This is a genomic window from Sphingobacterium lactis, assembly GCF_051951495.1.
Taxonomy (GTDB): domain Bacteria; phylum Bacteroidota; class Bacteroidia; order Sphingobacteriales; family Sphingobacteriaceae; genus Sphingobacterium; species Sphingobacterium lactis_A.
This window is the reverse complement of record NZ_JBNHAS010000002.1, coordinates 663,871-690,473: the sequence shown is the minus strand read 5'-3', so window position 1 is coordinate 690,473 and position 26,603 is coordinate 663,871. Positions and strand designations below refer to the sequence as shown.

General features: G+C 39.9%; 30 protein-coding genes and 1 tRNA gene. 13 read left to right on the top strand and 18 right to left on the bottom strand.

Annotated elements, in window-relative coordinates; genetic code table 11:
• Window position 1: 1 nt before the first annotated feature.
• From ACP6L2_RS10665 to ACP6L2_RS10595, 15 genes are all read right to left on the bottom strand, one after another.
• Window positions 2–808 carry a PRTRC system ThiF family protein gene (locus ACP6L2_RS10665; protein ID WP_094280378.1) on the bottom strand — a complete coding sequence of 269 codons (807 nt, stop codon included), beginning with the start codon at window positions 806–808 and terminating at the stop codon, window positions 2–4.
• The gene (locus tag ACP6L2_RS10660) at window positions 808–1,521 is read right to left on the bottom strand and encodes a PRTRC system protein B (RefSeq protein WP_440509187.1); all 714 of its coding nucleotides are present in this window, start codon (window positions 1,519–1,521) and stop codon (window positions 808–810) included. Before ACP6L2_RS10660 ends, ACP6L2_RS10665 begins: the two co-directional genes overlap by 1 nt.
• Window positions 1,522–1,531: 10 nt before the next feature.
• Entirely contained in the window at window positions 1,532–2,686 is a 1,155-nt protein-coding gene (locus ACP6L2_RS10655) for a hypothetical protein (RefSeq protein ID WP_094280377.1), read from the bottom strand.
• A gap of 17 nt (window positions 2,687–2,703) precedes the next feature.
• Window positions 2,704–2,922, bottom strand: a complete 219-nt coding sequence (locus ACP6L2_RS10650) for a PRTRC system protein C (RefSeq protein ID WP_002993150.1) — start codon at window positions 2,920–2,922, stop codon at window positions 2,704–2,706.
• 18 nt (window positions 2,923–2,940) lie between these two features.
• Window positions 2,941–3,549 (bottom strand): PRTRC system protein E, encoded by a 609-nt coding sequence (locus tag ACP6L2_RS10645; RefSeq protein WP_002993149.1) that lies wholly within the window; start codon window positions 3,547–3,549, stop codon window positions 2,941–2,943.
• 11 nt (window positions 3,550–3,560) lie between these two features.
• The gene (locus tag ACP6L2_RS10640; RefSeq protein ID WP_002993148.1) at window positions 3,561–3,758 is read right to left on the bottom strand and encodes a hypothetical protein; all 198 of its coding nucleotides are present in this window, start codon (window positions 3,756–3,758) and stop codon (window positions 3,561–3,563) included.
• Entirely contained in the window at window positions 3,758–3,982 is a 225-nt protein-coding gene (locus ACP6L2_RS10635) for a hypothetical protein (protein WP_002993146.1), read from the bottom strand. The genes ACP6L2_RS10640 and ACP6L2_RS10635 overlap by 1 nt, the downstream gene beginning before the upstream one ends.
• An 18-nt stretch (window positions 3,983–4,000) precedes the next feature.
• On the bottom strand, window positions 4,001–4,339 hold the full coding sequence (locus tag ACP6L2_RS10630) for a hypothetical protein (RefSeq protein ID WP_002993145.1): 339 nt from the start codon (window positions 4,337–4,339) through the stop codon (window positions 4,001–4,003).
• Window positions 4,340–4,364: 25 nt separating this feature from the next.
• Complete coding sequence (locus tag ACP6L2_RS10625; RefSeq protein ID WP_002993144.1) at window positions 4,365–4,562, bottom strand: hypothetical protein; 198 nt, start codon at window positions 4,560–4,562, stop codon at window positions 4,365–4,367.
• Window positions 4,563–4,614: 52 nt separating this feature from the next.
• Window positions 4,615–5,688: a DUF932 domain-containing protein gene (locus ACP6L2_RS10620; protein WP_002993143.1), complete on the bottom strand. Its 1,074-nt coding sequence runs from the start codon at window positions 5,686–5,688 to the stop codon at window positions 4,615–4,617.
• Window positions 5,689–5,731: 43 nt separating this feature from the next.
• On the bottom strand, window positions 5,732–6,124 hold the full coding sequence (locus tag ACP6L2_RS10615) for a single-stranded DNA-binding protein (RefSeq protein ID WP_002993142.1): 393 nt from the start codon (window positions 6,122–6,124) through the stop codon (window positions 5,732–5,734).
• A 659-nt stretch (window positions 6,125–6,783) separates the two neighbouring features.
• Entirely contained in the window at window positions 6,784–7,059 is a 276-nt protein-coding gene (locus tag ACP6L2_RS10610) for a helix-turn-helix domain-containing protein (RefSeq protein WP_002993139.1), read from the bottom strand.
• Window positions 7,037–7,225, bottom strand: a complete 189-nt coding sequence (locus tag ACP6L2_RS10605; protein WP_144034608.1) for a hypothetical protein — start codon at window positions 7,223–7,225, stop codon at window positions 7,037–7,039. The genes ACP6L2_RS10610 and ACP6L2_RS10605 overlap by 23 nt, the downstream gene beginning before the upstream one ends.
• A gap of 53 nt (window positions 7,226–7,278) precedes the next feature.
• A complete protein-coding gene (locus ACP6L2_RS10600) occupies window positions 7,279–8,514 on the bottom strand; it encodes a site-specific integrase (protein ID WP_306427040.1) in 1,236 nt (411 codons plus the stop codon).
• A 298-nt stretch (window positions 8,515–8,812) separates the two neighbouring features.
• A tRNA-Pro gene (locus ACP6L2_RS10595) sits at window positions 8,813–8,886 on the bottom strand.
• A 306-nt stretch (window positions 8,887–9,192) separates the two neighbouring features.
• On the opposite strand from ACP6L2_RS10595, the gene rplS reads away from it, so the two are divergent.
• Window positions 9,193–9,537 (top strand): 50S ribosomal protein L19, encoded by a 345-nt coding sequence (gene rplS / locus ACP6L2_RS10590; RefSeq protein WP_344672872.1) that lies wholly within the window; start codon window positions 9,193–9,195, stop codon window positions 9,535–9,537.
• Between the two features lie 147 nt (window positions 9,538–9,684).
• Here rplS and ACP6L2_RS10585 read toward each other — a convergent pair whose 3' ends face one another.
• Window positions 9,685–10,674 carry a potassium channel beta subunit family protein gene (locus ACP6L2_RS10585; RefSeq protein WP_440509182.1) on the bottom strand — a complete coding sequence of 330 codons (990 nt, stop codon included), beginning with the start codon at window positions 10,672–10,674 and terminating at the stop codon, window positions 9,685–9,687.
• A gap of 274 nt (window positions 10,675–10,948) precedes the next feature.
• Between ACP6L2_RS10585 and ACP6L2_RS10580 the strand changes: the two genes are divergently transcribed.
• Both ACP6L2_RS10580 and yidC read left to right on the top strand, forming a co-directional pair.
• The gene (locus ACP6L2_RS10580; protein WP_440509180.1) at window positions 10,949–12,583 is read left to right on the top strand and encodes a CTP synthase; all 1,635 of its coding nucleotides are present in this window, start codon (window positions 10,949–10,951) and stop codon (window positions 12,581–12,583) included.
• A gap of 13 nt (window positions 12,584–12,596) precedes the next feature.
• Window positions 12,597–14,423, top strand: coding sequence for a membrane protein insertase YidC (gene yidC / locus ACP6L2_RS10575; RefSeq protein ID WP_440509178.1), 1,827 nt, complete (start codon window positions 12,597–12,599; stop codon window positions 14,421–14,423).
• Window positions 14,424–14,969: 546 nt separating this feature from the next.
• Here the strand turns inward: yidC and ACP6L2_RS10570 are convergent.
• A complete protein-coding gene (locus ACP6L2_RS10570) occupies window positions 14,970–16,319 on the bottom strand; it encodes an acyl-CoA dehydrogenase family protein (RefSeq protein WP_440509177.1) in 1,350 nt (449 codons plus the stop codon).
• 236 nt (window positions 16,320–16,555) lie between these two features.
• Between ACP6L2_RS10570 and ACP6L2_RS10565 the strand changes: the two genes are divergently transcribed.
• From ACP6L2_RS10565 to ACP6L2_RS10520, 10 genes are all read left to right on the top strand, one after another.
• Window positions 16,556–16,789, top strand: a complete 234-nt coding sequence (locus ACP6L2_RS10565) for a hypothetical protein (RefSeq protein ID WP_440509176.1) — start codon at window positions 16,556–16,558, stop codon at window positions 16,787–16,789.
• 236 nt (window positions 16,790–17,025) lie between these two features.
• Complete coding sequence (gene purB, locus ACP6L2_RS10560; protein ID WP_344672878.1) at window positions 17,026–18,375, top strand: adenylosuccinate lyase; 1,350 nt, start codon at window positions 17,026–17,028, stop codon at window positions 18,373–18,375.
• 71 nt (window positions 18,376–18,446) lie between these two features.
• Window positions 18,447–19,001: a NifU family protein gene (locus tag ACP6L2_RS10555; RefSeq protein ID WP_440509174.1), complete on the top strand. Its 555-nt coding sequence runs from the start codon at window positions 18,447–18,449 to the stop codon at window positions 18,999–19,001.
• Window positions 19,002–19,344: 343 nt separating this feature from the next.
• The gene (locus ACP6L2_RS10550; RefSeq protein WP_440509173.1) at window positions 19,345–20,193 is read left to right on the top strand and encodes a transketolase; all 849 of its coding nucleotides are present in this window, start codon (window positions 19,345–19,347) and stop codon (window positions 20,191–20,193) included.
• A gap of 74 nt (window positions 20,194–20,267) precedes the next feature.
• On the top strand, window positions 20,268–21,221 hold the full coding sequence (locus ACP6L2_RS10545) for a transketolase family protein (RefSeq protein ID WP_344672881.1): 954 nt from the start codon (window positions 20,268–20,270) through the stop codon (window positions 21,219–21,221).
• Window positions 21,222–21,226: 5 nt separating this feature from the next.
• A complete protein-coding gene (locus tag ACP6L2_RS10540; RefSeq protein ID WP_344672882.1) occupies window positions 21,227–21,772 on the top strand; it encodes an RNA polymerase sigma factor in 546 nt (181 codons plus the stop codon).
• Between the two features lie 34 nt (window positions 21,773–21,806).
• Window positions 21,807–22,736, top strand: coding sequence for a hypothetical protein (locus ACP6L2_RS10535; RefSeq protein ID WP_440509172.1), 930 nt, complete (start codon window positions 21,807–21,809; stop codon window positions 22,734–22,736).
• Entirely contained in the window at window positions 22,736–23,173 is a 438-nt protein-coding gene (locus tag ACP6L2_RS10530) for a hypothetical protein (protein ID WP_440509170.1), read from the top strand. The genes ACP6L2_RS10535 and ACP6L2_RS10530 overlap by 1 nt, the downstream gene beginning before the upstream one ends.
• A 99-nt stretch (window positions 23,174–23,272) precedes the next feature.
• On the top strand, window positions 23,273–24,460 hold the full coding sequence (locus ACP6L2_RS10525) for an aspartate aminotransferase family protein (protein WP_440509168.1): 1,188 nt from the start codon (window positions 23,273–23,275) through the stop codon (window positions 24,458–24,460).
• 43 nt (window positions 24,461–24,503) lie between these two features.
• Window positions 24,504–25,259, top strand: coding sequence for an SGNH/GDSL hydrolase family protein (locus tag ACP6L2_RS10520; RefSeq protein ID WP_440509166.1), 756 nt, complete (start codon window positions 24,504–24,506; stop codon window positions 25,257–25,259).
• A 79-nt stretch (window positions 25,260–25,338) separates the two neighbouring features.
• Here the strand turns inward: ACP6L2_RS10520 and ACP6L2_RS10515 are convergent, their stop codons facing one another.
• Window positions 25,339–26,523 carry a class I SAM-dependent rRNA methyltransferase gene (locus ACP6L2_RS10515; RefSeq protein WP_440509164.1) on the bottom strand — a complete coding sequence of 395 codons (1,185 nt, stop codon included), beginning with the start codon at window positions 26,521–26,523 and terminating at the stop codon, window positions 25,339–25,341.
• Between the last annotated feature and the right edge of the window lie 80 nt (window positions 26,524–26,603).

The window sequence follows — 26,603 nt, the reverse complement described above, 5'->3', positions numbered from 1 at the left end:
ATCAGGCGACTTTTATAGGATGGGTTCGGAAATCTTTCAGGTTGTGAAAAAATCCCCTGTATGGTGTCAAACCATTTTTAAACATACCCCATAACAGTGAACAACCCATCTGAACCAATGAGGAATTGATATACAAGTCCTGCTTTTCCAACGCTTCGGCAAGGGAACAGCTCGGTGTATCGTCTTCCAGTTCGGATTGTTTAAGCAGTTCGCCAAATTCATCCGTAACCATTGGCAGGCTTGCCACCGTTTCATATTTCTCTGAATTGGGTTGGCGAATTTTTCCTATGGTAGATAGTAAAACTTGTCCTGTATGTTGACTGTTGCCGAAGTCCAACCAATAACGTGGGCGGTTGGAATAGGGTCTTCCATTGCTCAATTCACTTAATATTTCCGCAATTTCAAATCTTGCTTTTACGCTATCCACACAGGAAATATAAATACTTCCTCCTGCATTTTCGGGGAAACTGTCGCTATTGTCTTTTTCAAATTTCCTTGCTTCCGCTTTCCAGTTCGTACCTGAGAAGCGATTTATACGGTTAATGATAGCAACAGATTTGTACAAACCGACCTCACTTTCTGCAAAACGCTGTCTTCCTAAATTGGCTTGGGTAATTACATCATCATCCCAAAGACGAATAAACAACCCTGCGTGTCCTAACTCGTTTAGGCTGTGGTTCATCTCAAGCAAGGCAGTCATTACTTTTGAGCCTGTACCACCTGCACCGATTACGTTTACCGTTATGGGATTGGTAGGATTTATCAAATCGCTGTCCGTAAAATGGACTTTTAAAATTTCTTTGCTCATTACAATATCGTTTTTATGGTCTTGTTTGTCTTTTTCAATATATCTTCAGGAAAGGCTTTGTCTGTGCCGATGAGGTCTTTCCAAAGGCTTACACAATTTCCTTTTATGGGGTTGTGTTCGTTTACCAAGTGACTGAAATAGCTGTTAAAAAAGTAGCTTTCCCACGCTTGCATAAATTCTTCAACCGAAGCAGAATTTTTGATATTGATATCTACAGTTCCCATACATACGTGTCCGTCCTCGTAAATATTGAAAAATGGTGCGTGAAATAATACGGTATTCTCGGTAGGTCTTCGGTCTTTTTCTAGGGCGAAAACAATAAGGCTCTGTTTGCTTGCATACCAAAGCATTGCAGGTACTTTCGCCGTACCGTTTGGTATTTCAAGACTTTCAGTAAAGAACATTTTGACTTTTCGTGCTTTGGTGTACCAAAGCACCGTACCGTTTTCACTCGGATTAATGTGCAGGACGTTGGTAGGCAGAATGCCGTTAGATTTTAAAAATGCCTTGCTCTTTTCCTTTTCCGTATTGAGTGCTTTTGCCAATTCTTTAGCTTCTCTCTCGGTCAAAGGATGGGCGTTGATTGGATTACCGTTCCTATCCATATCAAAATGCTCTACATAGGTGGTTCTATTACTTCCTTTGGTTTGGTAAAAAACCAAAGCCGATAAAGGGTGGTAAAGCGTTCCAAAGTTTTGTGTTATATCTTTCATTTTAGAGTATCTAAAAGTTATTCAGTATGTATATCAATTCCTCAATTAAGGCAAAAACACGGTTTTCAAATTCAAGGGTATTTGCAGTAATATCACTACCATCAAACCTTTTCACAATGGTGGGTTCTTCCATTTGTCCGTATTCTTGCAACTCGGTGTTCACGCTCTCAAAAAGTGTTTGAAACAAAATACCTTTTGCATCGGCACAGAACGAAACGTACTTTTCCACACCTATACTATTTTCCATATCTTCTTCGCTTGCTTCTCCGCTTGGCAGGGCATTACGGTTTATGGTAGCATTCGGGTATTGTTCATACAAGGCAAAGGCTTCACTTGCCAGTTTGTAGCAATCTTGGTCAAAGCTGTCTTTGATTTTAAAGGAGTTTAAACGGACTGCAAATCGGCTCAAATTGTGCTTGTTGTAAATTTTCTGCTCCATACGTTCGCCTATCTGTTCTGATTGCCTAATCTCGCTTAAATACGTTGTCGTGTCCTCATTCTCGTCATCGCTTACAATCCACTCTGTTACCATTTCATACATCCAATACAGATAACTGTTTTCCTGTCGATAGTAAGGAACATCTGCAATGTGGTATAGGTACGCACACACGGATTGCAATAGCTGTACGGCTTGCTTGCGATTGGGATGCTTAGATAGTCGGTACAATGGCACTACGGGAATGTAATACAGGGTTGCACCTGTACTGTACCGTTCTTCACTTACGAAATACGTTTTCTTACTATCCTGTATCAAACGGAGTTCTTCCCAATCACGAAACTTCTTTCTTAACTGTTCCTCTGTGGAATCCAAAGCTAAAGCGATATTGTAGGGATAGCCGTACTGCCTGGACTGCATAGGTTGTATACCGTAATGCCCTGCCAATTTGGAAAGGGACTGATAAAAATCCCTTTCCGTCTTTTCCGATTTTCCACAAGCCTGTACGGTTTGTGCTTCTTGCAGTTTAGGCAGAAATGAGCATTTTAGAAAACCATTGGTAGTACCGTTATCGGTACCGATTTCATTTTGTCTTTTCTTATTTCGTCTGCGTTCTTTGGTCTTTGCATCCAATCTGCGAACTCGCCCAACTGTTTGTGCAAAGTCTTCTGTTTCGGTTGCTGTAGGGTTTTGATGATGCCCGATATGATATTGCGTTGCATAATTCATTTTTTTTGATTTTTGATTTAACCTTTCGTTCCCATTACACTCTCAAATCGGTACTGTATTGTATCGTCACGGATAACAGGGGCAGATACTTTGGCAGTGGTCAGTATCGGATAAGAATTTGCATAGAAATTCATTACGGCTTCCACGCTCCAACGTGGTTCGGGGTCAGTCAATGGAATATCCTGTCCTTTATCTTTGAGTATGAAAATTCTCGGTAATACTGTTGCTAATAACATAATGTTCGTTTTTAATTGTTAATATTCTACTTCTTCGTTTGTTGTATTTATTGGGCAATAGGTAGCAACCTCCTCCGTTTTTGGCGGTTCGGGTTGCTCCTCCGTTACTCCACCAAAAAGGCTCGGTGTCCCGAACTTGTCGGACAATGACGTTTTGCGTTTGCGTATCTCGTCCGCTTTTTCGGGAAACTCCGTAATGTCGGGTACTTTCATCCACGCTTCACGGAACTTGCCCTCTTTCTCCAACTCGTCCACCTTTGCCATACCGTCTTTGTACTTCTTGTCTTTGGTTTCTTTTTCCTTTTTGGCTTTCTCGGTTTTCTGCTTCTCCATTTCGGATTGCAGTTTGACGGTTTCCATTTGCTTCATAAAGGCTTCCATATCCACCATTAAACCCGATATGGCTTTAATTGGTGCGTTTATCTGCTCAAAAAATCCCTCGTCAAACTCCTGCGAAGTGGCGTTAAAAATCAATGGGGGAATGAGGTTTTTCGCACTATCTCCGCATTGCTCATTGTTGAGCAATACTGTTACGATTAGTTTGTTTTCTATCCCCTTAGAAATGTTCAGTTGCAATATTCCTGTAAAATCCAACTGCTGTACTTGATTGAAAAAATTTGTGTTCATTGCTGTGAGTTTTAATGTGTTGTTACTTGTTCTTTGATGGCTGTAAGTTTCTCGTACATATCCGCCCAATAGGCTTTTTGCCTCTTGTCGAACTCGGAAAAACGCTCGTCCTCGTGGCGGTATTCTTTGTACCGCCCTGCTATTTTTATGGCTTCCTTTAAATCCGTTACTTCGATTTGGCAACCGTTTAAATCTGTTACGTACATCATTAATCGTCTTTTAGGATTACCATCGTGTTATGATTAAAGGCATAGTCAAACGCACCGTTTGATACCCTATGCCTTCTTCGCAGTTCCACGCCCTCATCATCCCAACCAAAATCGGGAAGACCGTTTACCCTTGCCACAAGCTGTGCATTGGTCAAGTGCTTAAATCGCTCCCTGCAAAACTTTTCAAGGTCTGTTTCTTTGGTAATTCTATCTGTTGTTTCCATCTTTGATTGCTTTAAGTGTTAATGACTGATTTCTGCTATTTGGTCAATCCTGCCATAGATTATACTCCGTAGGCTCGTTTTGTCGGGTGCGCTGTATTCCTGCCAACTGTCGTACTGCTTCACTACATAGGTTTTTAGAATATCATCAAACCCAAACCGATAACCCATTAGGGGAACTGCCCCGTTAAAAAAGGCGTTTCGGTTTACCGCTTCCGCAATCCAATTTTTCTCGGCTCGGCTTAGCTTCTCGCCCTTGTTCAGTTTTTCCCTTAGCTGATAGACCTTTGAGGTTTTCAGCGTTTCCAATTCGGGTACTTCGTGGCTGACAAATTTTATCGCTATGGCGTTCGTTTCCATTGTAACTGCTTTTGAATGTTATGCGTTAATCTTCGGTGGCATAAACCCCATTTACATAGTAGCCGTGTAATTTTTCCCAAAGGCGTACTAAACCGTTCGTGTCTATATAGAAATGCTCTGTACGATTGCAGTAAATGATAAATACGCTTTCGCCTTTGTGCTTCTTTTCAAGGCTCTTGGCTCTCGCCAAATTTTTGGCTTCCTCTATTGTTATCGCTTTCATAAAACTTATTTTTAACAGGCTACCACCGATTGTGGCGGTAGCCTGTGATTATCTAATTGAGGTTTAGGATTTCCGCACCGTCTGTCGCAAAGGCTGTACATAGGTCAAATGCTTTTTGTCCTTTCATTTGAGCCGTTCCACCCAATACAATACTCTGTAACTTGGCTTCGTCATCCCTGTAATTGCGTACATTTTGGAAGTAGCCTGTAACAGCATTGTATGCTCCGAACAATGTGCCTTTTGTAGTGTCCATTTGTTGCGTATCACTCGTCATTGCATAGGCAAACGCATCGTTCACGGCATTTTTAAACATTGTTGATATTTCGTCTTCAGCACCTTTTTTGATGAGCTCAAGGGTTTCTTTGTTCGGGCATAGTGCCAATTGGATTAGCTTTCTGACCTCTTGGTCTGTTGCCCTTATCGTTGTCCAGTCATTGAAAATACCCTGTAGCTGGTCGCTCAATGTGTTGGCTAACCCCATTATCCTATGTGCATTCTCGATACGCTGTTTTGCTCCCGATGTGTGCTTGATACGGACTACATTGGTCATATTCCGCAATGAAGCGTTAAGGGTGTTTTGGCAAACGATACGGATAGGCGTAAACGCTGCGGTAATACTTCCGCTTCCGTCGTGGCTTGTGGTAAGGAAGATGTATTTTTCCGTAACATCATCGCCATTGCCTACACGGATATAGTCGGGCAATTTGGCTGTGATAAAAATGCGTTCGCCTTTGCCCAATGCCCCTGCGGTTTCGTACAGAATACCCTCGCCACCTCCTACGATAGCATCAAAGAAACTGAACGCTTCACGGTTTTGTACGATGTGGTAATCTTTACCCACTACGCCCAATACGGCATTGTTATCGGTGCGTATGTTGGCGAAACAGTTAGGTACTTCCAGTTCGTTACTGCCTATCTCGATACCGTCTGCGGTTTCGGTAATGCCCGAACCTTTGGTAAACAGAGGGGATTTGACTACCTCGTAATCTAACCCTGCGTGTCGGATAGCTTCCTCGCTTGTGGGGTACTGCTCTACGATTTGCCCCAGACCGTGCCACGCTTTTTGCTGAACGCTAAAGAATGAATAACGTCCTGTTTTCTCGTTGTAATTGATGTTATGTGCCATAATGCTAAAATTTTGATGTTGAAAAACGATTGAATATTCGTTGTTAAAATGGGAGGTCGTCCTCGGTTGATATTCCTGCAATGCTGTTGTTTTCTGCTTTTGCAGTAACCTGTACGGTTTCGGCTCTATTGCTACCTCCGTGCAATTTGATTTGTGAGGTATGGAAATTAAGTCCTGCTCTTGGTTCTCCGTCTTTGTTTACCCACGCTCTCGGACTTACACGCCCTGTGAGTTCTACCAAAGTGCCTTTTGTCAGTAGCCTTGCCACGTTTGGAGTTATCCAGTAGGCACAATCGAAGTAGGTGGTTTGCTCTACTCGTTCGCCCTGTTTGTTACGGTAGCTGTCGTTTACCGCTACTGAAAAGTTTACCACCTGTTTTTCGTTCGACAATGTGCGTACTTCCGCATTTCTTGTCAGTCTGCCTGTGATGTTCATTTTCGCTGATTTTTAGTGATTGATATTTGATTTAATTTTTCTGATTTATTCGGTAATGAGAGGAGGTGCTGTTTCGTTTCATTACCATTTTTAATGCTTATAATTTTCATAACTGACATTTTTTTTATTCGTCCAAAGAGCCGGAGTATGCTATGTTTCGTTTCACGAGCATAAAAGGTTCGTGTTTAGCCGACACAAGGTTTTGAAAAATAAATACTACCCAGCGGGTGGAGATTTTTTTTCAAACTTGCTTGACCTTTTGGCGGTGTTAAGAACACGGAAATACCTTTGCTCTTGAAATGGGACAATAGTGCATACAGGCTTCTTTGAATAAAAGAAATGTGGAAGCCGAGAAAATTGCATTAGAAAATGGTCTGTTTTGAATTGAAATAATACTTCCAATTCGTCGGATTGATAAATGTTTTCTTAAGGTGTGGTTCTCAAAACCACAGAACAGGGATTTTAAAAATATCTGAAAATGGGAATAGCGGAGAGGTTTTTTTTAAAAATTTCTGTTTCAGAAATAGCCGGAAAGCTCTTTTACTGCGAGGATATTGCTATGGGAGGTAAATGTGCTTTGGCTGCAAAAAGTACCGGCAAAAAAAAAGCAGGATCGTCAAATCCTGCTTGATATCATTTATTTTTTAATATTTTAATCCCTAACTCCCATCAACACCATCCATTAGTTTCCGGATATCTTCATACCGATAATACATCAATCCACCGATTTTCGTGAACGGTAACGTTCCGTTTAGCCGAAGGTTTTGGAGTGTCCCCGCTGAAATCCCCAATAATTCTCGGATCTCGTAACTCTTGAGCCATTCCCGAGGCTCCTTTTCGGCTTTTCTCGGATGTGGTCTATTTCTCCTGATTTCTTCAAGAAGTTCCTTTTTAAAGCTATCTAAGTCTTCTTTAGTGATAAGTTCTACTTTCATTTGCGCTGCTTTTTAATGTTTCTAAATTCTCTCCTCTAGAACAGAATTGATTTATGGTCTTTTCTGTCTTTACGGATACAAATGAACCAAAAGTATCTACGAATTTGATCAACATGGCAGTCAGTGGTTGCATTTGGCGTCCAAAGGCACACATATAGTATTGCATCCATTAAAATTACATCCTTACCTCGTTTCATTTCAATAATGATCTAGAAGTATCTAATCCTGGGAAGCCATTCTAACCTCTAACTTGTGCATATCCTCACTTAGCTTATGTTCCAACACCTTAGCATAAATTTGGGTGGTACGTATAGATGTATGGCCAAGCATTTTACTCACCGATTCAATTGGCACACCATTGCTTAATGTCACCGTTGTAGCAAAAGTATGCCTTGCGAGATGGAACGTTAAATTTTTATTGATGCCGCAAATTTCTGCGATCTCTTTTAAATAACCGTTCATTCGCTGGTTGGATATGACAGGGAAGATCGTTCCATTCGCCTCAGCTACCGGATGCCCTCTGTACTTCTTAAGAAGATCTGAAGCCTCGGGCAGCAAAGGAACTCGAACCGTTGTATCGGTCTTTTGTCTTTTTGTCGTCAACCAATCTTTTCCGTCGATTCCTTTTGAAATATTTTCGGGGGTCAGGTTAAAAATGTCGATGTAAGCAAGACCTGTATAGCAACTAAAAATGAACATGTCCGACACGGATTGCAGACGCTCTATTGAAAAGGATTTATTAAGCAAAACAGTTAGCTCCTCTTTTGACAAATGGCCTCTTTCTACCTTTTCAAACCGAAGTTTGTATTTGGCAAATGGATCCCTAACCAGCCAATCCATCGTAACAGCCAAATTGACCATCTTCCGCAAACGTTCCATATGTTTCATCACCCCATTATTATTTATGGGCTTATGATGATCTTTAGGTTTGTAGTCATTAAGGAAGTTTTCAAAATCCAAAATGAACCGATAGTTCAGTTCATCCAACGGTATGTCTTTTTTTCCATATTTTTGTTTTATAAATTTTTGAATATAGGTTTCGGTGGTATAATAATTTTTCATGGTACCGGGGGCAAGTTTACTTACTGCCACTTGTTTATGGTATTCCACTAGCTTTAGAAGAGTCATTGTTTCCTCTATGTCCTCGCCTAGGTAGACAGATTTAACCGCTTCAATGGTAACGGTTTTATTTTGCTGCACCAACTGGTGATAACAATCGAAAATAAGGGAGCGTACCTGCTCCATGTGGCTGTTCAGCTTTACGATTTCTTGGCGTTTTCCTTTTGCTCTTCCTTTTACTTCGTCCCAATTGTTGATCGATACTTTGCTTTTTAGGGAAATTTCAGTTCTACGGCCGTTTACTGTAATCCTTGCATAAACAGTGGCCATTTCGTCTTTCTTGTTCTTGGGCAACCGTAACAGGAATTGAATCCCAAAAGTGTTTTTACTCTTCATATCCATTTATTTTATGTTCAACTGATACACTTTAGTGCAGTTCTCTCAATCCAACTATTGGATATGATGCAGTAAAGAAGTCAAACAATAATAAATAGCATCAAAATAAATGTTGTAAATAAATGATTTACAATTATTTATAAGCTATCCGGTGAGTAAATATAAAACTTAAAAAGACTCACCGTTTAACTCACATTTAGATTGATATTTATTGGGGTTTCCTGATATAATATAAAACAAAAAAACCCTCAAATTCATAGAATTTGAGGGTTTTTGACCTTACTTAGTGTAAGTGTTGTCGGGGTGGCAGGATTCGAACCTACGACCTCCACATCCCAAATGTGGCGCGATACCGGGCTACGCTACACCCCGAAATGGTATCACCTTTGTTTTGTGTGGCACAAATATACGGCGATTTTTATTTTTGTCAAGTCTTTTTTAATAAAATTTTATAACCTTCTCATTTATTGATTCTTATTTTATAACAAACCTCTACAACCCTATTCCCCCAAAATTATTTTACATTTCTTAAGGTTTCCAATAGAATAATCCCTACTTTTGCACGCATTGAATAAAAAGGAAAATATTTTCAAAAAGTATTTCCATATTTAAAAATAAAGCTGTAATATTGCATTCCGATTTTTACAGGTTAAATATCGTTATTAATTACTCAGAATCATGGATTTAGTAAAATTTGTAGAAGAACAAGCGGTAGTAAAAAATGAAATTCCCGCTTTCAAAGCAGGAGATACCATCAGCGTTCATTATAAAATTCGCGAAGGAAATAAAGAGCGTGTACAGGTGTACCAAGGTGTGGTTATTCAGTTAAACAGTGAAGGTGTTAACGCTACATTTACCGTTCGTAAAATCTCAAACGGTGTGGGTGTTGAACGTATTTTCCCTATAAACTCTCCTAACATTGAAAAAATTGAAGTTAACAGCGTAGGTAAAGTACGTCGTGCGAAATTATTCTATCTTCGTGGACTTACCGGTAAAGCTGCTCGTATCAAAGCTAAAAGATAATCGAGAAAGACTTCTTGTAAAAGATATTTTAGGGCTTGACATCTGTCATAGCCCTATTTTATTTTCTACCTACCGAACCCAACTCTACCAAAAAAATCCTGAGCCATTTATCATAACCCAGGATTTCAATTCTATCTATTTAAGAGACTAGTTGCGAATCACAACTGGTTTTGTCCCCATAATATCATCAATCTTCTGCTTTACTTCTTCGGTCATCAAAGGAAGAACCTCCAAGGCTTTTAGATTTTCAGTCAACTGATCTACTTTAGTAGCTCCCAATATAGCCGTAGTTACATTCGGATTACTAATACACCAAGCTATGGATAGCGTTGGCAAAGACACACCCAATTCATTGGCGAAGTCACCTAAAGCTTTTATACGGTTAATCTTATCCTCTACCACCGCACGATCCTTTAACCATTCGTAACCTTCCAAAGACATTCTTGATCCCTCTGGAATACCATCATTGTATTTACCTGTTAAAATCCCAGATGCCAAAGGACTCCAAATGGTCGTTCCCATGCCTACGTTTCTGAAGATTGGCGCATAGTCCACCTCTAATTTACGTCTGTTGAACAAATTGTATTCCGGCTGTTCCACCGCAGGGCCTTCTAATCCTAAATCCTTAGCAATCATATGCGCCTCCATGATTTCGGCAGCAGTCCATTCGCTTGTACCCCAGTAAAACACCTTACCCTGTTGAATTAAGGTGTTCATGGTGCGAACCACCTCTTCCATGGGCACATTCGCATCCGGACGGTGACAATAGTACAAATCCAAATACTCCACTTGCAGGCGCTCTAAAGCCTCGTGGCAAGCCTCCATTAAATGTTTTCTACTCAAACCATGTTGGTTTGGTTTCTTATCCTCTCCTTTCCAACCAAAATAGGCTTTGCTGGACAATACATAAGAAGATCTATCCCAGTTAAGCTTTTTCAAGACACGACCCATCATTTCCTCTGATAATCCGGCAGAATATACCTCCGCATTATCAAAAAAATTGACACCCGCCTCATAAGCTTGCGTCATTAATCTTTCATTGGTATGGTCATCGGTTTGTCTTGCAAAAGTAACCCACGAACCAAAGGACAGCACGCTAAGTTGCAATCCTGATTTACCCATTCTTCTATATTCCATATGATATGTTCAATTTATGACTAAAGTTAAAGCAATTCTATGTTATTTGAAGGTAAAAATTGAGATAAAATAGCAGTCTGAGCAGGTTTATATTCTCCTTGAAGTTATCGCAGAGGCATTTAACAAATTGATCCCAAAAGCATAACCTTAAAAATATTGGTAGGAATTTTTTTTATCCTAAATCTAATAAAAATTCATACCTTTGTATCCCGTACATAGAGCATTTGATCGCACCTAATTTTGATCAAAAATCTTTAGAAATCCATATATTGCTATGACTAAATACATCTTTGTTACGGGCGGCGTAACTTCGTCGTTAGGGAAAGGTATTATTGCAGCCTCCCTTGCCAAGCTTCTCCAGGCACGTGGTTTTAAAGTAACCATCCAGAAATTTGACCCGTACATCAACATCGATCCAGGAACACTTAATCCGTATGAACATGGTGAATGCTATGTTACAGAGGATGGAGCAGAAACTGACCTTGACTTAGGTCACTACGAGCGTTTCTTGAACGTACCTACCTCTCAAGCCAACAACGTGACAACAGGCCGTATCTACAGCCACGTTATTGAGCAAGAGCGCGCAGGAGCATACCTTGGAAAGACCGTCCAGGTCGTTCCACACATTACCGATGAAATTAAACGTAGAATGTTGTTACTCGGTCAATCCGGGGATTACGACATCGTCATCACAGAACTTGGTGGTACTGTAGGTGATATCGAATCGCTTCCATTTATTGAGGCAGTGAGACAATTACGTTGGGAGTTGGGCAATAACGACTCTTTGGTGATCCACCTTACCCTTGTTCCTTACCTAGCGGCAGCTGGTGAGTTGAAAACAAAACCTACGCAACATTCTGTTAAAACATTATTGGAATATGGTGTTCAACCAGATATCTTAGTTTGTCGTACTGAACACAAATTGAACAACGATATCCGTAAGAAGTTAGCCTTATTCTGTAATGTAAATATCAATGCTGTTATCGAATCCATCGATGCACCGACCATTTACGATGTTCCTTTGAACATGCTGAAAGAACAATTGGACAAAACTGTATTGGCTAAATTGAAACTTTCGACTAAAAACGAACCTAACCTGGAACAATGGAAAGCATTCTTAGGCAGATTGAAAAACCCTACGGATGAAATCAACATTGGTTTAGTTGGTAAATATGTAGAACTTCCGGATGCTTATAAATCCATTGCTGAGGCCTTCATTCATGCTGGCGCAAGCAATGAGACTCGTGTAAAGGTAAAATACATTGCGGCGGAGAGTGTGAACCAAGAAAACGTTTCAGAGAAACTAAGAGGTCTTGATGGCGTATTGGTAGCACCGGGTTTTGGTGAGCGAGGTTTAGAAGGTAAATTAGAGACCATCCGCTTCGTACGTGAAAGCAAGATCCCATTCTTTGGTATCTGTTTAGGGATGCAATGTTCGGTAATCGAATTCGGACGTAATGTTTTAGGTCTTAAAGGAGCAAACAGCTTCGAGATGGACGATAAAACGCCTCATCCGGTTATCAATTTGATGGAAGAGCAAAAGAACATCACCAATATGGGTGGTACGATGCGCTTGGGAGCTTATGATTGTGAAATCAAAAAAGGCTCTAAAGCATTCCATATTTACGGTAAGACTAAGATCTCTGAGAGACACCGTCACCGTTATGAGTTCAATAACGAATATTTGAAAGATTACGAAAAGGCAGGTATGATTGCCTCAGGATTCAATCCAGACACTGGATTAGTGGAAATTGTGGAGCTGAAAGACCATCCTTTTTTCGTAGCTGGACAATTTCACCCAGAATTAAAGTCAACAGTAGTAAATCCTCACCCACTTTTTGTTAGCTTTGTAGCCGCTGCTTTAGCGCATAAGAAAACATCGCAGTTAAAGAACACGACGAAAGAATAGTAAACAATAAAAAATGGATAGAAATAACATTCTAGGTTTTGTTTTAATCTTCGGTATCCTGATCGGCTCTTTTTATTTATTAAAGCCATCAGAAGACGAGATTAAAAAGGAACAACAACTTCAAGACTCAATTAAGCATGCCCAGAATGGAACAGCCCCTGTTGCTGACTCCATGAAGACCGCGCAATTAGTACCTCAAACTCCAGACTCTGTTTTATTAACTCAGCCTTTCGGTGCTGCATCGGTAGGTCAGGAACAAGATTTAATCTTAGAAAACGAACGCTTGATCGTTAAATTAACGAACAAAGGTGGACGTGTTAAATCGGTAGAATTAAAAGGAGAAAAGAATTTCGATGGAACGAAAGTGGTTCTATTTGATGGAAATGATAACCGTTTCGGATTAGAATTCAATATTCCAGGTAAGGCTGTAAAGACCAATGACCTTTACTTCCAAGCTCAGGGTACAGGATTTTCCGTTACTGGAAAAGATTCCAAATCATTGACCATGCGCTTGTCTTATGCTGCTGATAAATACATCGACTACATCTATACACTTGCTGGAAACGACTACAACTTAAAATTAGACGTGAAAGCAGTTGGTCTAAATGACCTGATGGATGTGAAGTCGCAGACAGTATTATTGAACTGGCAGTCTACCCTACTTCAAAAAGAACGTAATGTAAAATCTGAGCGTGAGAAATCTGCAATTTACTATCGTGATGTAGAGGGATCGGTAGATCACCTTTCTGAAACCAGTGATGAAGAAGAAACTATCGAGAAAAAGGTCAATTGGATCGGTTTCAAACAACATTTCTTCTCAACCGTATTGACCAGTAAGGAAGGATTAAGCAACAGTAAATTGAAGTCAACTTTCATGACCCAGGATGGTTATGTGAAGAACTACCAAGCTACTGCGGAACTGCCTGCCTTAAATCAGCCAAATACCCAATACAGCTTCAGCTTCTTCTTCGGACCTAACAAGTATAAGACCTTAAAGGCTGAAGGGAATGGATTTGATAAAATCATCAATATGGGATGGGGCCCAATGAGCTGGATCAACAAATTCATTACTGTACCGATTTTTGATTTCCTTGATGGATTCAACATGAACTACGGTATTGTGATTCTAATCTTAACCTTGTTCTTAAAATTATTGATGTTCCCATTGACCTACAAGTCATACCAATCCATGGGTAAAATGCGTGTGTTAAAACCGCAATTGGATGAGATTAAAGCGAAGGTGGGCGATGATAACCCAATGTTGTTGCAACAAGAACAAATGAAGCTTTATAAGCAAGCAGGTGTTAACCCACTTGGAGGATGTTTGCCTTTGCTATTGCAAATGCCATTTACCCTAGCGTTCTTCTTCTTCTTCCCGAACTTGTTCGAATTACGTGGAGAAAGCTTCCTATGGGTTAAGGATCTATCAACTTATGATGCGCCGATCACTTTCCCTTCTCTCTTCGGATTTATTGATCACATCTCGTTAATGTGTGTGTTGATGACGATCACCACCTTATTAACCACTTGGTATAATAACGCGACGTCAGCAGGAGCAAACAATCAGATGAAATACATCGGTTACTTTATGCCGTTGATCTTCTTCTTTGTATTGAACAGCTTCCCTGCAGGTCTGAACTATTATTACTTCCTTTCTGCGGTTCTTACCTTCTTAACGCAAGTATTGATTCGTCAATTCGTAAATGATGATAAAATCTTAGCGAAAATCGAAGCACACAAAAAGAAACCAGAATCAGAAAAGAAATCATCTTTCCAAAAGAAAATGGAAGATATGATGCGCGCTCAACAAGCAGCTCAACAAAATAAAAACAAGAAATAATCCCCATAAAGGATAACATAGAAAAAGCGATCGAATATCAATTCGGTCGCTTTTTTTATGTACAATATATCCATTCATTTAAAAAAGATTCAATCACCCCAACCTTGAATATAAATACGCTAAATGATCGCTTCAAATTAATCCATTAATACCTACTTTTCGATTATTAATTTCACCAAAAATCCCATAGTCCTTCGCCTAAATTCTGTTGTCTTTTGTTTGTATTCTCATCGTCTCACACAGGGGTTTCCTAGGGGTTTGCTTCGAGACTCTAACGGATCTCCTTCGGAACTTGTTCGGATCTCCTTCGGATCTCGTTCGGTTCCGACCGAACGAGATCCGAACAAGATCCCTATCAGATCCAAGGAAATTCCCTAAGTGTCTCGAAGCAAACCCTAACCAATATACTGTTTGAATGTATTTAAACTCAAAGCAATATTAGCCTATTAAGGGATTTATGTGGCGTAGCGATAGGTGGAAAATAAAAAAAGTGCACAATCAAATCATTGTGCACTAAGATATCATGTTAAAGATTATTTCTTCAACTTATACAAAGGCACTGAATCCCGTGATGCTACGTCCCACGATCAAAGAATTGATTTCTTTGGTTCCTTCGTAAGAATAGATGGCCTCGGCATCCGCCAAGAAGCGAGCAACGTTATATTCCAAAAGAATTCCATTCCCACCCATAACCTCTCTTGCTCTGGAAACGATATCACGCATACGCATGGTACAAAACACCTTGGCTAAGGAAGCATGCTCATCTTTCAATTTTTCATCATCCTGTATTTCCGAAAGGCGGAAAACCAACGTCTGCATGGCGGTTAAATTAGACAGCATTTCGACCAAGTGATTTTGGATCAATTGGAAGGAAGCAATCGGCTTTCCGAACTGTTCTCTCTTGATGGTGTAATCTAAGGCGTTTTCATAAGCTCCACGGGCACATCCCACTGCCATCCATGCCACACCCGCTCGAGTCATCTGCAGCACCTTGGCGGTGTCTTTAAATGAATTGGCAAATGGCATGCGGTCTGATTCCGGAATACGGCAATCGGTCAAGGTGATCAAACCATTCTGAACAATACGTAAGGCCATTTTATCTTTGATTTTCTCTACAGAAAATCCTGGATTCTCCTTTCGAACGATAAAACCTTTCACCTGTTGATCATCTAAATCCCTGGCCCAGATAATCGTGATATCCGAGAAAGTCGAGTTTCCGATCCATTTTTTCTGACCATTTAGCACCCAGGTATCCCCTTCTCTTTTACATGTGGTGGTAAGACCACCGGCTGTAGCCGAACCTACCAAAGGCTCGGTTAGCCCAAAGGCCCCGATTTTCTTAAGCTGCTGCATGGCAGGTAACCATTCGTTCTTCTGCTCATCCGAACCACACATATAGATAGACCCCATAGCAAGTCCGCTCTGAACACCTAAAAATGTAGCGATGGAAGGATCGATACGTCCAAATTCACTGGCAATGATACCGTCCATTAGGGAAGTCCCACCGGCACAACCATAGCCCTCATAGACATAGCCACATACGTTGAGCTCAGCGAGCTTAGGGATGACCTCAAAAGGAAATTCATCATGCAACCAATATTTGTTTACTATAGGCTTAATTTCTGTTTCCAAGAAATGGCGCACTTTCATTTGTAGAGCTTGATCTTCGGCAGATAATTTTGAGGAGACCTCATAAAAGTCGGCATTTATGGGTGGAGCTTCTCTTTTTTTCTTACTTCCAGTCAACATTTTCATGGCCATTTTGAGCTGATTTTCATCCATTTTTGATACAGATGACAAAACTTCGGCTAAATCAACTTTCTGTGAGATTTTTTCCAACTGCTCCAAATCCACTGATTTAAAGAGCTTTATAGCATTTTTTAGTTTATCGAACATATATGTAATTTAAAAAAATAACAAAAATTTAACAAATTTTGTTTTTTGTTGTTGCAAATCAGCAAAACAGTAGTATATTTGCGCTGCCCAAAGCAAAAAGGATTAAAATAATCTACTGAGAATCAACTCATTTAAAGTGATTATAAAAAAAATATTTTTTTTGGGTTACCTTTCTAAGGTATGAGGTATTAAGGATTAAATAAACAAATTTGTTTCAACTAAATAAAAAATTAAAAATGAAAAATGTATTAAAATTCGGATTCTTAGGTTTAGCTTTAACTGTAGCTGTTGCTTCTTGTAACAACGCTGAAACTAAAACTGAAGCTGCTGCTGATTCAGCTGCTAACGCTATCGATTCAACTGCAAACGCTGTTTCTGATTCATTGAAAAACACTGCTGATTCAGCAATCAACGCTGTTGATTCAACTGCTGAGCAAGCTGTTGATTCTTTGAAGAAAAACGTTCAATAATCCGAACAAATTCAAAAATACTCCAAAAGCCCGTTTTAGAAACGGGCTTTTGTTGTTTTTGTCGAAGACAACAGAGGATAGACAACAGATTTCAGACTATTGAATTTATAGGTTGGAGCCAGTTTATCCAAGATTTCGTAAAGTAACAACTTGACATTTCTACCGTCTGATGTCTAATATCTATTGTCTTTTGTCTCCTCTTTCCTTATTTTTACCGCCAAAATATATTATAACTCATGACATTATCCCCACTTACCGCAGTTACGCCGATTGATGGCAGATATTACAACAGCACGAAAGATTTATCAAATTACTTTTCCGAGTTTGCTTTGATCAAATACCGTGTATTGGTGGAGGTAGAATATTTTATTGCCCTGTCTCAATCAGGTATTCCGCAACTTAGTCATTTTGATGGTAGCTTAAATGAAAAGCTACGCGATATCTACCGCAACTTCAGTTTGGCGGATGCTGAATGGATTAAGGATACAGAAAAAGTGACCAATCACGATGTGAAAGCTGTTGAATATTTCTTGAAAAATGAATTTGAGAAATTAGGATTAACGGATTCCTTAGAATTCATCCACTTCGGATTAACATCTCAAGATATTAATAACACCGCTATTCCTTATTCTTGGAAAGCAGCCATTGATGCCGTGTATTTACCGGCAATTCAAGAATTAGTGGACGAATTGAAGTCATTATCTAATTCTTGGGAAAAAGTTCCCATGTTGGCTCGTACGCATGGACAGCCAGCTTCTCCTACTCGTTTAGGAAAGGAAATCAAAGTATTTATCGAACGTATCGAGAAACAATTGAACTTATTGACGCAGGTTCCTTACTCAGCTAAATTTGGTGGTGCTACAGGTAATTTCAATGCACACCATGTTGCTTATCCAAATAATGACTGGGTGGCATTTGGAAACAACTTTGTCAATGAGGTTTTAGGTTTGGATCGTTCGCAAACTACTACGCAAATTGAACATTACGATAACTTTGCTGCTTCTTGCGATAACTTGAAACGCATTAACAACATCGTTATTGACCTTTGTCGTGATATCTGGACTTATATTTCCATGGATTACTTCAAACAGAAAATTACTGCGGGTCAAATTGGTTCTTCGGCGATGCCACATAAAGTAAATCCTATTGATTTTGAAAATGCAGAGGGTAATTTAGGCTTGGCGAATGCTGTATTTGAGCATTTATCGGCAAAACTTCCAATTTCAAGATTACAGCGTGATTTAACGGATTCTACCGTATTGCGTAATGTAGGTGTCCCTATGGCGCATACATTAATTGCGATTAAATCGACCTTACGAGGATTACGTAAGTTGATCTTGAATGAAACAGCTTTCCAAGAAGACCTTGAAAACAATTGGGCGGTTGTTGCAGAAGCTATTCAAACAATATTGCGTCGTGAAGGATATCCAAAACCATACGAAGCATTAAAGGATTTGACCAGAACAAACAGCCACGTTACGCAGGATACCATTGCGGAATTTGTAGAGAACTTACAAGTATCCGATGAGGTAAAAGCAGAGATCAAGGCTATATCACCAAGCAATTATACTGGGGTTCAATTATAAGCTTTGACGCCCCAATGACGGGCTTACAGCTTGAAATACCCTATATTTGTTAAATTTTTATTAGAGAGAACATGGCAACAATAAACGTATATACAGAAAGTACCCCTAATCCGGCAACCATGAAATTCTTGGTTAACAAGTTGTTAATAAATGGTAGTTTGGATTATCCAGATCGGGAGAAAGCACAAGAGTCAGCATTTGCACGTGAATTATTCAAATTCAATTTTGTAAATGGTGTTTTCTTTGCCAGCAACTTTGTTACCATCACCAAGACTGAAGATGCGGAATGGTCGGATATCGAAGCTTTATTGAAAGAGTTCGTAAAAGGCGCTGTAGAATCTGAATTGGCTGTTAAACCTGAGGAGCACTCTGAAGAAGTGATTTTTGAAGGAAATGATGTAGAAGTGAAAATCCAACAGGTTTTACACGACTATGTACGTCCAGCCGTAGAACAAGATGGCGGAGCAATCGCTTACAAATCTTTCGACAACGGTATAGTAACGGTTGAACTTCGTGGATCATGCTCAGGATGTCCATCTTCTACCATCACCCTAAAAGCCGGAATCGAAGGCTTATTGAAACGTATGGTCCCTGAAGTGGATGAGGTTGTAGCGAATGCGATGTAGTTTAAGATCGCTGCGCTGTTAGATATGAGATGTGAGATATGAGATAGTAAGCGCGTTAGTCTTAAAGATATAAAAAAGGACTTGTGAGATGATTCACAAGTCCTTTTTTATTTGGATGGAAGGTGGGGATTCTGTATAGCCATTGACAACTCTTTTCTTTCAATGATGTTTTTATCTTTAAATCCATACCAAAAATTGCTCTTAATCCTATCACCCTTTCTTTCTCAAACCATACATCTAACAGCGAAGCGGTCTCATATCTCATATCTAGTAGCGAAGCGATCTAAAATTCATTAAAAATCATTAACTTTATCCGCAAATTATCGAAATATTATACATTAAGATGAGTGCAGATATAACAAAACTTGAACAAATCGCTTCACAAGTAAGAAGAGACATCGTTCGTATGGTACATGCATGTCAATCGGGTCACCCAGGGGGTTCTTTGGGTTGTACTGATTACTTTGTTGCATTGTACTTTCATGCCATGAAGCATGATCCTTCCTTTAACATGGATGGTATCGGAGAAGATCTTTTCTTCTTATCGAACGGTCACATTTCCCCAGTTTTCTACAGTACATTGGCGCGCGCTGGATATTTCCCAGTGAGTGAGCTTGCTACCTTCAGAAAAATCAACTCTAGACTTCAGGGTCACCCAACTACACACGAGCACCTTCCAGGAATCCGTGTAGCTTCTGGTTCCCTAGGTCAAGGTCTTTCTGTAGCGATCGGTGCTGCTCAAGCAAAAAAATTAAACAAGGACAACAGCCTGGTTTATGTATTGATGGGTGATGGTGAATTGCAAGAAGGTCAAGTTTGGGAGGCAGCAATGTATGCGCCGCATAACAAAATGGACAATATCATTGCAGCAGTTGACTATAACAATGCGCAGATCGATGGTTCTACTGATGATGTTCTTTCTTTAGGCAACCTAAGTGCGAAGTGGGAAGCATTTGGATGGGATGTCATGGAAGTTGCTAATGGAAATGATATGCAACAAGTGATCAATGGTCTAGATGAGGCTAAATCTCGTACTGGAAAAGGAAAACCGGTGATCATTTTATTACACACAGAAATGGGTAAAGGTGTTGATTTCATGATGGGATCTCACAAATGGCATGGTGTTGCTCCAAATGACGAACAATTGGAAATCGCCTTAAATCAAATTCCTAGAACAATTGGTGATTATTAATTCGTAGACCCTTTTGTTGGATCTTCTTAGGGATAGAGGTTTATATTCTTTCCCGACGAATCAGACTGCATAACATGAAAAAATACACGTATACAGAATCAAAAGATACACGCTCTGGTTTCGGCGCCGGATTATTGGAAGCTGGAAAACAGAACGAAAATGTAGTCGCACTATGTGCTGACTTAATCGGTTCATTGAAAATGAACGACTTTATCAAAGCATATCCTGAGCGCTTCTTCCAAATCGGAATTGCAGAAGCAAATATGATGGGTATTGCTGCTGGATTAACCATCGGTGGAAAAATCCCTTTTACAGGTACTTTCGCTAACTTCTCTACAGGTCGTGTTTATGACCAAATCCGTCAATCTATCGCTTACTCTGGTAAGAATGTGAAAATCTGTGCTTCACATGCTGGATTAACATTAGGTGAAGATGGTGCAACTCACCAAATCTTAGAGGATATTGGTTTAATGAAAATGCTTCCGGGCATGACTGTTATCAATCCTTGTGATTTCAACCAAACCAAAGCAGCTACTTTAGCGTTAGTAAACCATGAAGGACCTGCATACCTTCGTTTTGGACGTCCGGTAGTTCCTAATTTCACACCTGCTGATCAGACATTCGAGATCGGTAAAGCAGTCATGTTAAATGAAGGTACTGATGTAACCATCATCGCTACAGGACACTTGGTATGGGAGGCTATTCAAGCTGGTGAAGAATTGGAGAAATTAGGTATCAATGCTGAAATCATCAATATTCACACCATTAAACCATTGGACGAAGAGGCTATCTTGAAGTCAGTTACCAAGACAGGATGTGTGGTAACAGCTGAAGAGCACAACCGTTTAGGAGGTCTTGGAGATAGCGTTGCGCAATTATTGGCGCAGAAATTGCCTACTCCTCAAGAGTATGTTGCTGTAAATGATAGCTTCGGTGAATCAGGTACACCAGCACAATTAATGGAAAAATACGGATTAGACGCTGCACATATTGTAAATGCAGTGCGCAAAGTAATCAGCAGAAAATAATACCTATGGAAGATTCCCTGATAATAGCAAAGTTTGCAGACGAAAGTACTCGCGAAGAGGCTTTCCGCTTATTGCTAAAAAAATATCAGCAAAAAATCTATTGGCACGTCAGACGAATGGTCATTGACCATGATGATGCGGATGATGTTGTACAAGATATTTTCATCAAAGTATGGCGCAACTTAGAGAAGTTCAGGGAAGACTCGCAACTGTATACTTGGTTATACCGAATCGCGACCAATGAGTGTATTACTTTCTTAAATAAAAAGAAACAGAAGCAGAGCGTCTCGTTAGATGACGAGAGCTCTGCTTATTTATCAGAATCGTTAGCAGACGGTTCTTATTTCAATGGTGATAAAGCACAATTGAAATTACAACAAGCCATACTAACTTTGCCAGACAAACAAAGACTTGTTTTTAACATGAAGTACTTTGAGGATATGAAATATGAAGAGATCTCTGAAGTATTGGGAACAAGTGTCGGTGCATTGAAAGCTTCATACCATTTAGCAGTTAAAAAAATAGAGAACTTTTTTGCTGCGCACGATTAAACCTTTTGGCCTCTAAATCATCTATTAGTGTACCATGAAAGAATACAACACATATCACGAAAACACGGGAAGCAACCACTTACCTAATTCGTTGCGTGTCAACCCTTTCATTGTACCTGATAACTACTTCAATGAACTTCCTGAGAAAATCCTTTCACAAGTTAAGCTTGAACAACTAAAAGGAGAACAAAACACAGGATTTACAACACCTGAAGGTTATTTCGATACATTGGAATCGCAACTGATCAGCAACATTAAATTCGACGGATTACGGGAGGGTGATAACTTCCAAGTACCTGAAGGGTACTTTGTGGAGATGGAAGATCAGCTGATGGCTCAGGTAGCTATCGATAAGTTCCAGAGCGAACAAGAACCAGAAGTACCGCAAGGATACTTTGAAGGTCTTACCGACAGGATTATGGCACGTGTGCAAGAAGATGAGCACAGCTTGGCACCTATGGAAGATGGTTTTACCGTCCCTGAAGGCTACTTTGCTGAAGCGGAAGAGCACATGATGGCCAACATTGCAGTAGAAAAACTAAAAGCTACGGTGGATGCCGATGGATTTGAAGTGCCGCAAGGATACTTTGATCAATTGGAAGACCGCATCTTGGATCAGGTAAATGATACAAAAATCATACAAATGCCTGCTGCCACTAAAGATGCGAACCATGGTAGCAGCAAACGTAAATATGCTTGGTTAGGCGGTATTGCAGCCGCGTCTGTAGCCCTCTTCTTAACTTGGAACAGCTTTAATCAGGATCAACCTCAATTTTCTAAGGAGAATTCCGTAGCTTTGAATGAGATACCTAAAGAGGAAATCCTAAATTATCTTTCAAGTTACAGTGATGCATCAGATATCAGCGAGTTTGCCGAGTATATTTATGAGCCTGAAGACTCTAAACAGATTGGTAGTGGAATCGATGATGAAGATTTAGAACTTTACTTAAATTATACATTATAATGGTTCGTTTAAAACATGTTATTACAACGATTTGTCTGATTTTGTTTGCAAGTGCCGTGGCTATGGGACAGTCTAATCAGGAACGTTTTGAAGCGATCGAGAAACAAAAGGCTGCCTACATTTCCAAACAATTGCGCTTGACTCCTGCAGAAGCTCAACGCTTCTTCCCTTTATACAATCAGTATTTTAAGGAGATTATGGATGTCAAATCAAAAAAGAATAAGCGTTCAGCAGATATGAGAAACTCCCCGAGAAACAATTTCAGAGGTAGTCAAGATATCATTGAATTTGACGCTCAAGAAGTAGAAATCAAAAAAGAATACCGATCTAAGTTTGCCGAGGTAATCGGTCAAGCCCGGTCTTCCCAATTCTTTGCAGTAGAACAAGAGTTCATCAAACTCCTCTACAAAGAACTTGAAGGTCGAAATAAAAACTAAAGAAGCTCCAATTAAGGAGCTTTTTTTATGGCATTCCCGAGACAGAGCCTACCCTAAAGCAAGCTATATTTGCTATTTTTGCACTTTATCCATCTTATCATGATTAGTAATCGAGAGCTATTCTTAAAAAATACAGCCCAAACATCCAATTCCCCAAGATTAATTGAAGTTGAACGTGCCGAAGGTATTTACCTTTATGGCCCTAATCAACAGAAATATATGGATTTGGTTTCTGGCTTTAATGTGAGTAATATCGGTCATCGCCATCCAAAGGTATTGGATGCTATAAAACAGCAATTGGACAAATTCATGCATGTGACCGTATATGGCGAGTTCGTGCAAGCGCCACAAGTGCAGTTTGCTACTGACTTGTTGAACGTATTACCAGATAGCTTTCAATCGGTTTATCTCACCAACTCGGGTGCAGAGGCCGTAGAAGGTTCCATGAAGATCGCCAAGAAATACACTGGACGCAGACAAATTATTGCCGCCAAACAAGCTTACCATGGAAGTACACAAGGTGCGCTTAGCCTGATTGGCAATGACGAATACCGTAAAGCTTATGCTCCCCTACTTCCCGAAATCGACTTTATAACCTATAATGACATAGCGGATTTGGACGCTATTACAGATCAGACAGCTGCTGTCATCGTAGAGGCCATTCAGGGTGAAGCAGGCGTACGTGTTCCATCTAAGGAGTACATGAAGGCATTGAGACAGAAATGTTCCGATACAGGGGCGCTATTGATATTTGATGAGATACAAACAGGCTTTGGGCGTACAGGTAAGTTATTCGCATTCGAACACTTCGATATTGTGCCAGACATTCTGATGTTGGCTAAAGGTATTGGTGGTGGAATGCCATTAGGTGCTTTTGTTGCTCCCAAGGAAATCATGGATGTCATCAAGGACAATCCTATGCTAGGTCATATTACCACTTTTGGAGGTCATCCTGTCAGCTGTGCTGCAGCAAAGGCTTCTTTAGAGGTGATCATTCAAGAGCAATTGGTTGAACAAGTAGCTGAAAAAGCACAACTATTCCGAGAGGAACTGCAAATACCACAAATAAAAGAAATACGTGGCTTAGGATTGATGATGTGTTTACAGTTAGAGAATTTCGACCAGGTGTATGCTGTCAGTAATTATTGTGCCGAGAAAGGAATTATTATCGACTGGTACTTGCATTGCGAAACAGCATTACGTGTGGCTCCTCCATTGACCATTAGCAAAGAACAGATTAAAGAAGCATGTAAAATAATTCGGGAAGCAATTGTCAAATTCTGTTAGTTTCATTAACTTGCTAAGACAATTTCTACCTAGACTAAAACACATGAACAACAGAAGAGACTTTTTAAAGAAAGGTTTATTGGGAATAGCAGCGACTACCGTTGGCACTTCCCTAGTACAAGCTGAAGATTTCTCGGCAGCTAAAACCGGTAAAATCAGCCTTGCTAATAATGATATTATTTTATTTCAAGGCGATTCAATTACTGACGCTGGAAGAAATAAAACTAATGCTGAGCCCAATGTTGCCAATGCTTTGGGTACTGGATATGCCATGCTTGCTTCCAGCACCTTGTTAAATGACCATGCATCTAAAAACATCAAGATCTATAACCGTGGGATTTCGGGCAACCGTGTTCCCGATTTATTAAACCGTTGGAATCAGGATGCCCTAGCGATTCAGCCAAACGTACTCAGCATCATGATTGGGGTCAATGATTTCTGGCGCACAAAGGACCGTGGTGCGGTAAATACACCTGAACAGTACAAAGGCCAATACAAGGAATTGTTGGATAAAACATTCAAAGCATTACCCAATGTAAAATTGATTATCTGTGAGCCTTTCGCTGTCAACAATGTAAAACATGTCAATGACTCTTGGTTTCCGGAGTTTACAAAATACCAGAATGTTTCAAGAGAATTAGCTAAAGAATACAAAGCCGTATTCTTACCATTCCAACAAGTATTTGATCAAGCATTAAAGGCTAACAATGGAGCTTATTGGACAACAGACGGCGTACATACCAGTCTTGCAGGAGCAAATTTAATGGCTAAGGCTTGGTTAGATCTTATTAAAAAATAAAGCTAATTATCAGCTTTTCTAACAATAAACAAGGGCAAAACGATCTGTTTTGCCCTTATTACTTCTATTTCTTGTCGAATTACAGTACCCGAACCAACAATCCTTTTAGGTATTCCCCCTCAGGGAAAGAAGCCCGTACAGGATGATCTTCAGGTTGTGAGAATTGATGAATAAACTGAATTTCCTTTCCTGCATCCAAAGCTGCCCAAGCTAAAACTTGTTTGAAGGTATCAATATCCATCGCTCCAGAACAGGAATAAGTCGAAAGCAATCCTCCACTATTCAGTAAAAGCATGCCTCTTCTATTTAAGTCTTTGTAAGCTCTTGAAGCCTTTTCCAAAGAAGAACGCGAAGGTGCATATTTAGGAGGATCTAACACAATAAGATCAAACTTCTCCCCTTGCTCACCTAAATCCCGAAGGTATTTATTGACATCCGATTGTACTGCCTGATGCTTGCTTACATCAAAGCCATTATTACGAACATTATTAATTAAAGTCTCAATCGCTAAAGCAGAACTATCGACTGAAGTCACTGAAGCAGCGCCTTCTCGAAAAGCATTTAATGTAAAACCTCCTGAATAGCAAAAGCAATCCAATACCCTTTTACCTTTGGTATATTTAGCAGTAATAGCTCTGTTTTCTCGTTGGTCACAGTAGAAGCCGGACTTCTGACCTTCCACAATATTTACCTGATAGTGAATTCCATTTTCTATAATATCCACAAAATTTGGCGGTGTCTGTCCGAAAAGAAGACCATTGGTATCGGGCAATCCTTCATGCTCACGGGACTTGAGGTCACTGCGTTCGTAAATACCCAGGGGCTTTAAGGAATTTGCCAGTTCATCCACGATGATAGCTTTGACAGCTTCAGTTCCTGCAGCATGCACCTGAATGGAAATGTAATCGGCATATTTGTCGGCTATTAATCCTGGAAGGAAATCAGCTTCAGCAAAGATTAACCGAACGGTATTATTGTTTTCTGTCAATAAGGCTTTCCGATTATTGACTGCTTTAGCCACTCTTTTTCTCCACCAAGCTTCATTTATCTCCTGCTGTGGATCCCATTCCAAAAGGCGTACTGCCACCCTTGAGTTTCCATTATACATACCATAAGCAATGAATTCTGCTTCTTGGTTGAAGACGGAAACGATGTCCCCGTTCTGCGGTTTACCATGCACTTGTGCTATAGCTCCCGAAAAGATCCAGGGATGCAACTGCCAGGCAGCCTTATCCTTCCCTTTGTTAAGGATTATTTTTTTCATGGTTGCAAAAGTAAACAGAATTGAAAAAAACAAAAGGCATTATTTTTATTTTTTATACAAAAATCAACTAAATCTTTCGT

What these genes read in the sequence shown, in the direction of transcription:
- ACP6L2_RS10555 (WP_440509174.1), top strand. Translation starts at nt 18,447, where the DNA reads ATGGCAACAATAAACGTATATACAGAAAGTACCCCTAATCCGGCAACC.
- ACP6L2_RS10645 (WP_002993149.1), bottom strand. Translation starts at nt 3,549, where the DNA reads ATGAACACAAATTTTTTCAATCAAGTACAGCAGTTGGATTTTACAGGA.
- ACP6L2_RS10515 (WP_440509164.1), bottom strand. Translation starts at nt 26,523, where the DNA reads ATGAAAAAAATAATCCTTAACAAAGGGAAGGATAAGGCTGCCTGGCAG.
- ACP6L2_RS10600 (WP_306427040.1), bottom strand. Translation starts at nt 8,514, where the DNA reads ATGAAGAGTAAAAACACTTTTGGGATTCAATTCCTGTTACGGTTGCCC.
- ACP6L2_RS10660 (WP_440509187.1), bottom strand. Translation starts at nt 1,521, where the DNA reads ATGAAAGATATAACACAAAACTTTGGAACGCTTTACCACCCTTTATCG.
- ACP6L2_RS10650 (WP_002993150.1), bottom strand. Translation starts at nt 2,922, where the DNA reads ATGTTATTAGCAACAGTATTACCGAGAATTTTCATACTCAAAGATAAA.
- ACP6L2_RS10585 (WP_440509182.1), bottom strand. Translation starts at nt 10,674, where the DNA reads ATGGAATATAGAAGAATGGGTAAATCAGGATTGCAACTTAGCGTGCTG.
- rplS (WP_344672872.1), top strand. Translation starts at nt 9,193, where the DNA reads ATGGATTTAGTAAAATTTGTAGAAGAACAAGCGGTAGTAAAAAATGAA.
- ACP6L2_RS10625 (WP_002993144.1), bottom strand. Translation starts at nt 4,562, where the DNA reads ATGAAAGCGATAACAATAGAGGAAGCCAAAAATTTGGCGAGAGCCAAG.
- yidC (WP_440509178.1), top strand. Translation starts at nt 12,597, where the DNA reads ATGGATAGAAATAACATTCTAGGTTTTGTTTTAATCTTCGGTATCCTG.
- ACP6L2_RS10550 (WP_440509173.1), top strand. Translation starts at nt 19,345, where the DNA reads ATGAGTGCAGATATAACAAAACTTGAACAAATCGCTTCACAAGTAAGA.
- ACP6L2_RS10640 (WP_002993148.1), bottom strand. Translation starts at nt 3,758, where the DNA reads ATGATGTACGTAACAGATTTAAACGGTTGCCAAATCGAAGTAACGGAT.
- ACP6L2_RS10580 (WP_440509180.1), top strand. Translation starts at nt 10,949, where the DNA reads ATGACTAAATACATCTTTGTTACGGGCGGCGTAACTTCGTCGTTAGGG.
- ACP6L2_RS10535 (WP_440509172.1), top strand. Translation starts at nt 21,807, where the DNA reads ATGAAAGAATACAACACATATCACGAAAACACGGGAAGCAACCACTTA.
- ACP6L2_RS10605 (WP_144034608.1), bottom strand. Translation starts at nt 7,225, where the DNA reads ATGCAATACTATATGTGTGCCTTTGGACGCCAAATGCAACCACTGACT.
- ACP6L2_RS10620 (WP_002993143.1), bottom strand. Translation starts at nt 5,688, where the DNA reads ATGGCACATAACATCAATTACAACGAGAAAACAGGACGTTATTCATTC.
- ACP6L2_RS10655 (WP_094280377.1), bottom strand. Translation starts at nt 2,686, where the DNA reads ATGAATTATGCAACGCAATATCATATCGGGCATCATCAAAACCCTACA.
- ACP6L2_RS10525 (WP_440509168.1), top strand. Translation starts at nt 23,273, where the DNA reads ATGATTAGTAATCGAGAGCTATTCTTAAAAAATACAGCCCAAACATCC.
- purB (WP_344672878.1), top strand. Translation starts at nt 17,026, where the DNA reads ATGACATTATCCCCACTTACCGCAGTTACGCCGATTGATGGCAGATAT.
- ACP6L2_RS10570 (WP_440509177.1), bottom strand. Translation starts at nt 16,319, where the DNA reads ATGTTCGATAAACTAAAAAATGCTATAAAGCTCTTTAAATCAGTGGAT.
- ACP6L2_RS10665 (WP_094280378.1), bottom strand. Translation starts at nt 808, where the DNA reads ATGAGCAAAGAAATTTTAAAAGTCCATTTTACGGACAGCGATTTGATA.
- ACP6L2_RS10530 (WP_440509170.1), top strand. Translation starts at nt 22,736, where the DNA reads ATGGTTCGTTTAAAACATGTTATTACAACGATTTGTCTGATTTTGTTT.
- ACP6L2_RS10630 (WP_002993145.1), bottom strand. Translation starts at nt 4,339, where the DNA reads ATGGAAACGAACGCCATAGCGATAAAATTTGTCAGCCACGAAGTACCC.
- ACP6L2_RS10540 (WP_344672882.1), top strand. Translation starts at nt 21,227, where the DNA reads ATGGAAGATTCCCTGATAATAGCAAAGTTTGCAGACGAAAGTACTCGC.
- ACP6L2_RS10520 (WP_440509166.1), top strand. Translation starts at nt 24,504, where the DNA reads ATGAACAACAGAAGAGACTTTTTAAAGAAAGGTTTATTGGGAATAGCA.
- ACP6L2_RS10545 (WP_344672881.1), top strand. Translation starts at nt 20,268, where the DNA reads ATGAAAAAATACACGTATACAGAATCAAAAGATACACGCTCTGGTTTC.
- ACP6L2_RS10615 (WP_002993142.1), bottom strand. Translation starts at nt 6,124, where the DNA reads ATGAACATCACAGGCAGACTGACAAGAAATGCGGAAGTACGCACATTG.
- ACP6L2_RS10610 (WP_002993139.1), bottom strand. Translation starts at nt 7,059, where the DNA reads ATGAAAGTAGAACTTATCACTAAAGAAGACTTAGATAGCTTTAAAAAG.
- ACP6L2_RS10565 (WP_440509176.1), top strand. Translation starts at nt 16,556, where the DNA reads ATGAAAAATGTATTAAAATTCGGATTCTTAGGTTTAGCTTTAACTGTA.
- ACP6L2_RS10635 (WP_002993146.1), bottom strand. Translation starts at nt 3,982, where the DNA reads ATGGAAACAACAGATAGAATTACCAAAGAAACAGACCTTGAAAAGTTT.